At 38.4% G+C, this 9117-nt stretch carries 13 protein-coding genes; 11 read left to right on the top strand and 2 right to left on the bottom strand.

Going from position 1 to position 9117, the window contains the following annotated elements; all coding sequences use genetic code 11:
- Positions 1–305 precede the first annotated feature (305 nt).
- Positions 306–509: a hypothetical protein gene (locus tag MKL51_RS13255; RefSeq protein ID WP_000301760.1), complete on the bottom strand. Its 204-nt coding sequence runs from the start codon at positions 507–509 to the stop codon at positions 306–308.
- A 129-nt stretch (positions 510–638) separates the two neighbouring features.
- On the opposite strand from MKL51_RS13255, the gene MKL51_RS13250 reads away from it, so the two are divergent.
- The 9 genes from MKL51_RS13250 (at position 639) to MKL51_RS13210 (ending at position 6659) form a co-directional block, all read left to right on the top strand.
- Complete coding sequence (locus tag MKL51_RS13250; RefSeq protein ID WP_262441072.1) at positions 639–1856, top strand: phage/plasmid replication protein, II/X family; 1218 nt, start codon at positions 639–641, stop codon at positions 1854–1856.
- Between the two features lie 10 nt (positions 1857–1866).
- On the top strand, positions 1867–2193 hold the full coding sequence (locus MKL51_RS13245; protein WP_270904184.1) for a hypothetical protein: 327 nt from the start codon (positions 1867–1869) through the stop codon (positions 2191–2193).
- A gap of 193 nt (positions 2194–2386) precedes the next feature.
- A complete protein-coding gene (locus MKL51_RS13240; protein ID WP_094404579.1) occupies positions 2387–2590 on the top strand; it encodes a hypothetical protein in 204 nt (67 codons plus the stop codon).
- Positions 2591–2604: 14 nt separating this feature from the next.
- A complete protein-coding gene (locus MKL51_RS13235) occupies positions 2605–2877 on the top strand; it encodes a hypothetical protein (protein WP_270904333.1) in 273 nt (90 codons plus the stop codon).
- Between the two features lie 96 nt (positions 2878–2973).
- Positions 2974–4281: a virulence factor TspB C-terminal domain-related protein gene (locus tag MKL51_RS13230; protein ID WP_078221440.1), complete on the top strand. Its 1308-nt coding sequence runs from the start codon at positions 2974–2976 to the stop codon at positions 4279–4281.
- A complete protein-coding gene (locus tag MKL51_RS13225) occupies positions 4274–4552 on the top strand; it encodes a DUF2523 family protein (RefSeq protein WP_068550933.1) in 279 nt (92 codons plus the stop codon). Before MKL51_RS13230 ends, MKL51_RS13225 begins: the two co-directional genes overlap by 8 nt.
- Before the next feature lie 12 nt (positions 4553–4564).
- Complete coding sequence (locus MKL51_RS13220; RefSeq protein ID WP_270904332.1) at positions 4565–6013, top strand: zonular occludens toxin domain-containing protein; 1449 nt, start codon at positions 4565–4567, stop codon at positions 6011–6013.
- 21 nt (positions 6014–6034) lie between these two features.
- Complete coding sequence (locus MKL51_RS13215) at positions 6035–6292, top strand: hypothetical protein (protein WP_270904331.1); 258 nt, start codon at positions 6035–6037, stop codon at positions 6290–6292.
- A 244-nt stretch (positions 6293–6536) separates the two neighbouring features.
- Positions 6537–6659: a hypothetical protein gene (locus MKL51_RS13210; protein ID WP_265087793.1), complete on the top strand. Its 123-nt coding sequence runs from the start codon at positions 6537–6539 to the stop codon at positions 6657–6659.
- A 524-nt stretch (positions 6660–7183) separates the two neighbouring features.
- On the opposite strand, the gene MKL51_RS13205 is transcribed toward MKL51_RS13210, so the two are convergent.
- Entirely contained in the window at positions 7184–7387 is a 204-nt protein-coding gene (locus MKL51_RS13205) for a hypothetical protein (protein ID WP_000301760.1), read from the bottom strand.
- A gap of 129 nt (positions 7388–7516) precedes the next feature.
- Here MKL51_RS13205 and MKL51_RS13200 point away from each other — a divergent pair, with 129 nt between their 5' ends.
- Together MKL51_RS13200 and MKL51_RS13195 are read left to right on the top strand one after the other, a co-directional pair.
- Positions 7517–8734: a phage/plasmid replication protein, II/X family gene (locus MKL51_RS13200; protein WP_262441072.1), complete on the top strand. Its 1218-nt coding sequence runs from the start codon at positions 7517–7519 to the stop codon at positions 8732–8734.
- Between the two features lie 10 nt (positions 8735–8744).
- A complete protein-coding gene (locus MKL51_RS13195) occupies positions 8745–9071 on the top strand; it encodes a hypothetical protein (protein WP_270904184.1) in 327 nt (108 codons plus the stop codon).
- Positions 9072–9117: the final 46 nt, after the last annotated feature.

The raw sequence follows: 9117 nt of genomic DNA, 5'->3' as shown, positions 1-9117 counted from the left end.
ATAATACGGCATTATGTTACTTGCCGTGTTCGTTGACTATAAAACCCTGCATTTGCAGGGTTTTTTGTCAATGATGCGAGCATTTCTAACGCACTCGCAGGGCATTTAACATCAGTGCTCATTATGCGAATCTCGCACGCCAAGCGGTGAGGGAGGGAGAAGGAGCCTCGACGCCCGACCGACCGATCCGAGGGGCGGAAGAGGAGTCCACGTCTTCTAATGGTGGACTCTAGTCTCAAATTTGAGAATTTTATACGTCTTTTTGTACTTCTAATGGTGGACTCTAGTCCGAAATTTCGGAATTTTTAGAGGTCTTTCGAGTTTCTTACGACTACTTTTCCATTTGCTGATATCTCAACATTATCGATAGCTTGATCAAGAATTATATGTACAAGCTCACTATCTTTAATGGGCTGTAGATTTTTATTGATCAGAATTTTATTGAGCTCTACACACTTCTTTCTAAGAGATTCTTGCTCTTTGTCATTTAAACGTACTGTTACTGCCATTTTGATCACATTTTAGGGTTATTAACTTGCATACAATATTACTTGTATATGTGTTATATGTGCTTGCTATTCATGTGTAATTGTATTAAATTCTGCTAAATGTTATTTGTATACATGCGTAATTAGCCCATGCTAGATCATATTTGCATAAATGCGCCATTCGAATCCAGCTTCTACTCAGTAGATGCGGAAGGGCGTTATTTTTTTGTAGATATCGATCTTCACACCATAGAAATTCCACTTGCGTCACGATCAGTTCATAAGAATGACGATGGTTCAATTTCTGCTGCTGCTTTATTTCATCCATTTGAAAGTGTGCCAACTCATTATACGGGGATGGCAATGAAAGTATTTTTCGATGCTAGTTATGAGCCTTACGTACAAATTAAGGCTTCGCCTGCAAAGTTATTGCAGGGCCATAACGTTTTTGGTTCGGATGATATAGAGCAGGGTGCTGATGAAATGATCGGCTTCTTACACATGGCTTATCCAGTTCTTACCCGTATGCTCGATTGGAATCGTGCTTGGGTTTCACATATTGATGTGACTTACTCGGCTAAGTTGTCAGACCAGACAACGGCTAAAAAGATTCTGGATTTTCTGGCTAATGTCAGTAGCGGTCAAACTAGACTTTCAAATAAGCGGTTTGATAGCTCTGTGTATTGGGGTGGCCAGACATCCAGACTTGTAAACCATAAATGCTATTTAAAGCATGACGAATTTCTTTCTCAGTTTGAAGAACTCAAGCAACTGGCAAAGAAAAATGACAAGTCAGCTCAACGAGTTGTCGATGTCATGTCTGACTCACGGTTAATTAACTGGACTGTCGGACTTTTACGTTTTGAGTCGCGTTTAAAAAAACGTTGGCTTGAGCGTAATGGAGTACCAACGAACCTTTATGAACTTATAGCATTTCAAAAGGCAAATCCTGATTTACTTCAAACACTTTGGACTAAAGCAACGCACGGAATATTTGATGCCATGAGAGGTCAAACTGTGAAATTGATTAATGATGAAAGTGTCTTGGAAGCCATATCTAACTCGCCAGTTGTCGTTACCAATAGCGGTAAGGTTTCTCAAACACGTATCCGAAATATTTATTCTACGTACTGTTTAGTACGTGAACATGGTTTAGAAAAGTTAGCTGAAATGCTTCCTAAACCTACGTTTTATAGACATTTATCTGAACTTTGCGATTGTGGCTTTTCAAAGGCATTTTTGCAGAACTTGCATGACAACAAGGCTAAAAACGTCATTCCATTTATGAAGCTCGTAGAAATCGACTTTTCACAACAATTGCCTGAGTGGTATGAGCCGCCAGTATCGCAATTTAAATCAGTAGCTTAAAGGTGAGCAAATGAACAATTCACAACATCCAATTATGACAGTCACAGGCATTCGTAAAGCTGCTGGAGATTTCCAAGATCAAACATCAGGTAAAACAATTGAATTCTCGAATACCGTTGTAACGGTTTTACAGAATTATTCTGAGCGTGAGCTAGAACAAGGTGCAATCGGTTTTAAATCTACTGACTACAAAATTAAAGGCGCTCAGTTCTTTAATGATTACGTTGGACAGAAGCTGCCAGCCGAAGCTGCAATGATATTTGATTGGGATTTTACAGGGAAACAGCCACGAGCTGTATTAGTAGCATTAGACTTTAATGCCAAGAAACCTATATAAATCAATGGGTTAATATGGAAATATTAGCCTATTCGTATAATGTATAATATGTTAAAAATCAATAACTTACGTGAATTATTAGTATGAATATTATAGCAATGCTAGGGGATAATCAAGCGGAGTGCCCAAAGTGCTTCTCTCTATTTCATAAGCAGTATTTGTACTTTCACATGTCTAAGTGTCAGGGGTAATCATGGACGTTTACGTTTGCTCAGCTATTGAAATCGTTAATAACGTGCAGACGTGTACGGCTTATGTGCCTTTATCTATTGCTCAGGTCTTCAATGGCTTAGCAATTACACAACAAGATTCTATCGCTATATCAAAAGCTATAGCGGAGATATGCGGTCTTTTGATCGCTTACAGCTTCATTATGAAAGCTGCAAAACTAGCCTAAATAGGAGAAACATCATGGCTTATTCAAACGTAACACCAATGACTCAACAAGCTCACCAAAAAACTTGGTTCCAAAAATTCCGTGGCCGTTTTGCTGCGGGTACAGGTTTAATTCTTGCTGGTGCTGGTACTGCACATGCAGAAGGTTTAACTGAGGTGGGGACTGCTATTACTGGTCAGCTCACAGCATCACAAGCAATTATTCTTTCTGTTTTGATTGCTGCTGCAACTATTACCGCAATCATTATCGGATATCGAAAACTTAATAAAGGCGCTAACGCTGCTTAAAACTAGCCCCTTCGGGGGCTTCCTTATTTTGGGGTGATGTATGCCAGAAGCTTCAATTTTTTATTGGATTTTACCTATTACGATAGTGGTGGTTACATGGGTCGTTATAAAAAATATTTAACAATATTATTGATGTTCAGCATACATATGATGCCTTTTAATGCTGTCCGTGCTTCGACTGTTGCAAGTGAGGGTTGGTCTGTATCAAAACGACTTGTACAAGGTGCTACAACGTTTTATGACGGTACTAAAAATATCGTTTTGAATGGTAAAAACTATGCGGCTCAAGGTACGGCTAAAATAACGCCTGCGGCTGGTCAAGTTAGTAAAATGATTGTAAGAACTGGAGCTATATTAGCTGTTGATTTAGCAATTAAATCTTTGATTGGTGCTGTTGATTACGTAATGGATCCTGCAAATAACCAAGTCAAATACTATGTTGTTCCACCTACGGCATCGCCGAGTGACCAGTATTATTGGGTAAATGGTAATGCTCAAAATATTAAATATTCTACTTCAAGAGCTGCTCTTGACGGTCATTTAGCATATTTATGTTCTACAGGCGGTACTTGGGGTGCTTGTCCAGATCAAATTAAAAGTATTGCAGGCCCCAATACACTTTCGTATGGTGCTTCTTACACGGTAACTCGAACTAATAATTCTACAGTTACTTACAATATGACAAAGGTTGCTAACCCTGCATATGATCCGAATGCACAACCCAATCGTGAAGAAAAATATTTACCTTATGATGCTGTAGCTTCTCAACTTATCAGTGATGCTGCTGCCGAAAAGGCTGAAGGTAAAGCCTATGTTTCATCTGTTGCTGACACAGCTTTAGCGGATGAACAGAATCAACTCGTTCCCGCGACTGATGTAATCAATCAGCTTAATAACTCTCAGGCAATTCCAACTAATAACACTGCTACAGGTACCTCTACACCAACAACAGGAACCGGAGACCCAACGGCTCCAACTGCTCCTCCATCTGACATTACTTTAAATTTCCCAGTTTTCTGCGATTGGGCACCGACTGTATGTTCTGCGGCTCAAACAGTAATTTCATTTCCTCAAACGCTAACAACTTGGTGGGAAACTGGTAAAAAGTCTGCTTCTGAAACATGGACCGAGGTTAAAAACTGGTTTAAAGAGCCTGAAAATACCGACAATACTCTTGATTTAGACGTACAGTCTGAACCAGAACCCAATACACAAATCAGCTTCTCAACCTCATGTCCTGCAAAGATACCGCTTTCATTTTCTTGGAATGGGCAAACATTAGATTTTTCTTTTGATTTCACTATTTGGTGTGAGTCTATCTCTGCTTTTGTTTATCCGATTGTTGTAGCTCTTGGGGCACTTCATGCGCTCTATATAGTTTCAGGAGTCAGAGAAAATGGCTAGTTTATCGACCTTGTTTGCTAGTGCCCAAAAAGGTTTTTTAAAGAACGTTTTACAGGGTGCAGGGATAACCCTAGGTACTGCGGGTATATCCTTAGCAATAATAAATACAATGATTACTCATTTTAGTAATTCTGTTCATCAATTGCCTGTAGTGCTTCTACAAATGGCTGGCGTTACTGGCTTAGATATCTACTTTTCGCTTGTACTTGGTGCAATTGTTACCAAGCATTTTAGACAAGCTTCTCCATTGCATTTACTTAAGAAACAATAACGGGGATAAAAAATGCTACATCTTGTCACTGGTACGCCTGGAGCATCTAAGACGGCCTTTGTTGTTACTCAATTAGATAAATTAGAACGTTCAAATTTCATTAATGTACGTAAAAACAAAACTATATTCGAATTTAATAAACCTTTGTTTGAGAAGTTTAAGGATGAGTTTCTTTATTACTCTTATGAAGAGGGTTCAGGATCTGCCCGTAAAACGATTATTGAACCATTAGCAGAAGATTACTTTTTATTTTTAAATGAAGAATTTGACGATTTACGTCCAGATGATTATTTTAAAAAAACTACTAGATATAACGAAATTGTTGACCGTATCAATGATATTCATGGCCCGCAAAAGTTTGAATTATTACAGCCTGTACGTACCATTTATACAAATATCAAAGCCTGTAAAATTCCTTACACTAGACCTTTGATTCATGATTGGCGTGATGCTCCAGATGGTTCTGTAATCGTAATTGACGAGATTCAACTTGTAGAACCATATAAAAATAAAAAATCAGAAGACCCGATGATTATGGACCTTACGATCCATCGTCATAGAGGTTTTGATTTTTATATCATTACTCAAGCTACACGCTATTTACATCCTGCTGTAAAAGAGTTGATTGGTTGTCACTATCACATTACACGCCCGTGGGGGTGGACTCCAAAGGTTTATCAATACGGTTCGGCCCGTGATAATCCAAACGCTTTAGTTAATAAAATTAACTGTGAAGCTAAATTCTCTTTTAAACCTGCTGATCGTATTTTTACGCTTTATAAATCTACAACGATTAATACGCATAAAAAGCGTATACCTAAATTTATCTATTTCATTGGTGCTGTAGTTGTTGTGATGGCTGGTCTTTTTTACCATTTTGCCACTAAAGACAATGTCATTTACGATCAGGTTACTGGTAAGCCTACTCAGCCTAAAGCTAATCAGACATCTACAACCACACAGGCTGCTACAACTACTAAATCAGAGTTTAATGCTGATACTGAATGTAGAAAGGCTGCTAACGTTGAAAAACCTGAGTGCGTGAAGTGGTTTAGCGATATAACTAAAAACGGTTCTTCTGTAGCTCCTGCACAGCAAACAACGACAGACCAAGTCTCATATAACCCATCTAAACCGTATGATGACCAGATTCAAGAGACTGTTTCTTATCAGGTTACTGCTAAGCCTGTTTTTAGTGGCTGTGTTAAGAAAAATGGTCGCTATGTCGCATATACACAGCAAGGTACTATATTGCATGATGTTAGTAGTTCAGACTGCAAGAAGCTTATAGATCAAGGCGATAGACCGTTTAATTACTTTGCTGACGCTCGGACTGAGGCTGTGAGTACAGGAACATTAAATAATGTTCCTACGGAGCAGACACAGCCGAATAAACAGCAATTACAACCAGTTAAGGCTGAGGAAAAAGAGCAAAAGCCTATTACTGCTGTTATTTCATAATTTATTTGGGGGAATTTTTTTATGATGTCTCTTGGTGATATTGCTGTTTTAAATACTTTCGCTTTCAATGTTTTTGTAGCTGGTGCTGTCCTAGGTTTGTTTGTTTCTGGTTTATTCAAAAACATACTTAATTTTTGGGCTTATCGTTTTGAAAGACCAAAAAGAATTAGGACTGAATCGGGTTATTTGTATTTATTCAAGGGTAAATATTATCCGATTGAACAACGAAATAAGCTTATTGAGCAGCAACGAAAAAAATTCAAGCATCTTCTTCACTGATTACAAAAAGCCGTCTATATGTTCTACCGTAGAAGTAACCAAAAAAAGCCGTTCAGGGGAATTGTGACCGATCCAACTCGGTCACAAGGCGTAGTCTACGGGTTTTTACGTGATCAAACTTCGAGTTACACGCAATGCTCATACTGTGGCCGTACACTGCAATTTAATCAGTTGATGAAACACTTAAAAGTGTGGCATGGTTACGGAACAAAAGATTTTATAATTGATTTTTAAGGGGATGATTATGGCTTTCTTTATGGAATATATATATCCAAGTATCTTGCTTATAGCCTTTTCTATTTGGTTTACCTTAAAGTTTATTCGTGAGCGTCGTTGGCAACAAGATGATGATCAATACATCCCTTGATTGGCATTTTATTACATTTTTCTTTAAGCCGGTGAGCTCGCCCTGGCATCAAAAAAATGAATAAAATCAACACTTGTGATTTTTGAAGGATTGGCAAAATATGACATCTTTTATTTTAGAAATCTTTTATAAAAATGGCGACTTTACAATTTTGTCTCAATTGATTTTAGCTTTCTCCGTCTGCTATGGAGTTGTTTTATTTAGAGACTGAGAGTTCGCATAATACGGCATTATGTTACTTGCCGTGTTCGTTGACTATAAAACCCTGCATTTGCAGGGTTTTTTGTCAATGATGCGAGCATTTCTAACGCACTCGCAGGGCATTTAACATCAGTGCTCATTATGCGAATCTCGCACGCCAAGCGGTGAGGGAGGGAGAAGGAGCCTCGACGCCCGACCGACCGATCCGAGGGGCGGAAGAGGAGTCCACGTCTTCTAATGGTGGACTCTAGTCTCAAATTTGAGAATTTTATACGTCTTTTTGTACTTCTAATGGTGGACTCTAGTCCGAAATTTCGGAATTTTTAGAGGTCTTTCGAGTTTCTTACGACTACTTTTCCATTTGCTGATATCTCAACATTATCGATAGCTTGATCAAGAATTATATGTACAAGCTCACTATCTTTAATGGGCTGTAGATTTTTATTGATCAGAATTTTATTGAGCTCTACACACTTCTTTCTAAGAGATTCTTGCTCTTTGTCATTTAAACGTACTGTTACTGCCATTTTGATCACATTTTAGGGTTATTAACTTGCATACAATATTACTTGTATATGTGTTATATGTGCTTGCTATTCATGTGTAATTGTATTAAATTCTGCTAAATGTTATTTGTATACATGCGTAATTAGCCCATGCTAGATCATATTTGCATAAATGCGCCATTCGAATCCAGCTTCTACTCAGTAGATGCGGAAGGGCGTTATTTTTTTGTAGATATCGATCTTCACACCATAGAAATTCCACTTGCGTCACGATCAGTTCATAAGAATGACGATGGTTCAATTTCTGCTGCTGCTTTATTTCATCCATTTGAAAGTGTGCCAACTCATTATACGGGGATGGCAATGAAAGTATTTTTCGATGCTAGTTATGAGCCTTACGTACAAATTAAGGCTTCGCCTGCAAAGTTATTGCAGGGCCATAACGTTTTTGGTTCGGATGATATAGAGCAGGGTGCTGATGAAATGATCGGCTTCTTACACATGGCTTATCCAGTTCTTACCCGTATGCTCGATTGGAATCGTGCTTGGGTTTCACATATTGATGTGACTTACTCGGCTAAGTTGTCAGACCAGACAACGGCTAAAAAGATTCTGGATTTTCTGGCTAATGTCAGTAGCGGTCAAACTAGACTTTCAAATAAGCGGTTTGATAGCTCTGTGTATTGGGGTGGCCAGACATCCAGACTTGTAAACCATAAATGCTATTTAAAGCATGACGAATTTCTTTCTCAGTTTGAAGAACTCAAGCAACTGGCAAAGAAAAATGACAAGTCAGCTCAACGAGTTGTCGATGTCATGTCTGACTCACGGTTAATTAACTGGACTGTCGGACTTTTACGTTTTGAGTCGCGTTTAAAAAAACGTTGGCTTGAGCGTAATGGAGTACCAACGAACCTTTATGAACTTATAGCATTTCAAAAGGCAAATCCTGATTTACTTCAAACACTTTGGACTAAAGCAACGCACGGAATATTTGATGCCATGAGAGGTCAAACTGTGAAATTGATTAATGATGAAAGTGTCTTGGAAGCCATATCTAACTCGCCAGTTGTCGTTACCAATAGCGGTAAGGTTTCTCAAACACGTATCCGAAATATTTATTCTACGTACTGTTTAGTACGTGAACATGGTTTAGAAAAGTTAGCTGAAATGCTTCCTAAACCTACGTTTTATAGACATTTATCTGAACTTTGCGATTGTGGCTTTTCAAAGGCATTTTTGCAGAACTTGCATGACAACAAGGCTAAAAACGTCATTCCATTTATGAAGCTCGTAGAAATCGACTTTTCACAACAATTGCCTGAGTGGTATGAGCCGCCAGTATCGCAATTTAAATCAGTAGCTTAAAGGTGAGCAAATGAACAATTCACAACATCCAATTATGACAGTCACAGGCATTCGTAAAGCTGCTGGAGATTTCCAAGATCAAACATCAGGTAAAACAATTGAATTCTCGAATACCGTTGTAACGGTTTTACAGAATTATTCTGAGCGTGAGCTAGAACAAGGTGCAATCGGTTTTAAATCTACTGACTACAAAATTAAAGGCGCTCAGTTCTTTAATGATTACGTTGGACAGAAGCTGCCAGCCGAAGCTGCAATGATATTTGATTGGGATTTTACAGGGAAACAGCCACGAGCTGTATTAGTAGCATTAGACTTTAATGCCAAGAAACCTATATAAATCAATGGGTTAATATGGAAATATTAGCCTATTCGTATAATGTATA

It is taken from the genome of Acinetobacter sp. AOR18_HL (assembly GCF_027855145.1).
GTDB lineage: Bacteria > Pseudomonadota > Gammaproteobacteria > Pseudomonadales > Moraxellaceae > Acinetobacter > Acinetobacter pittii.
This window is presented reverse-complemented; position numbering and strand designations above follow the sequence as displayed.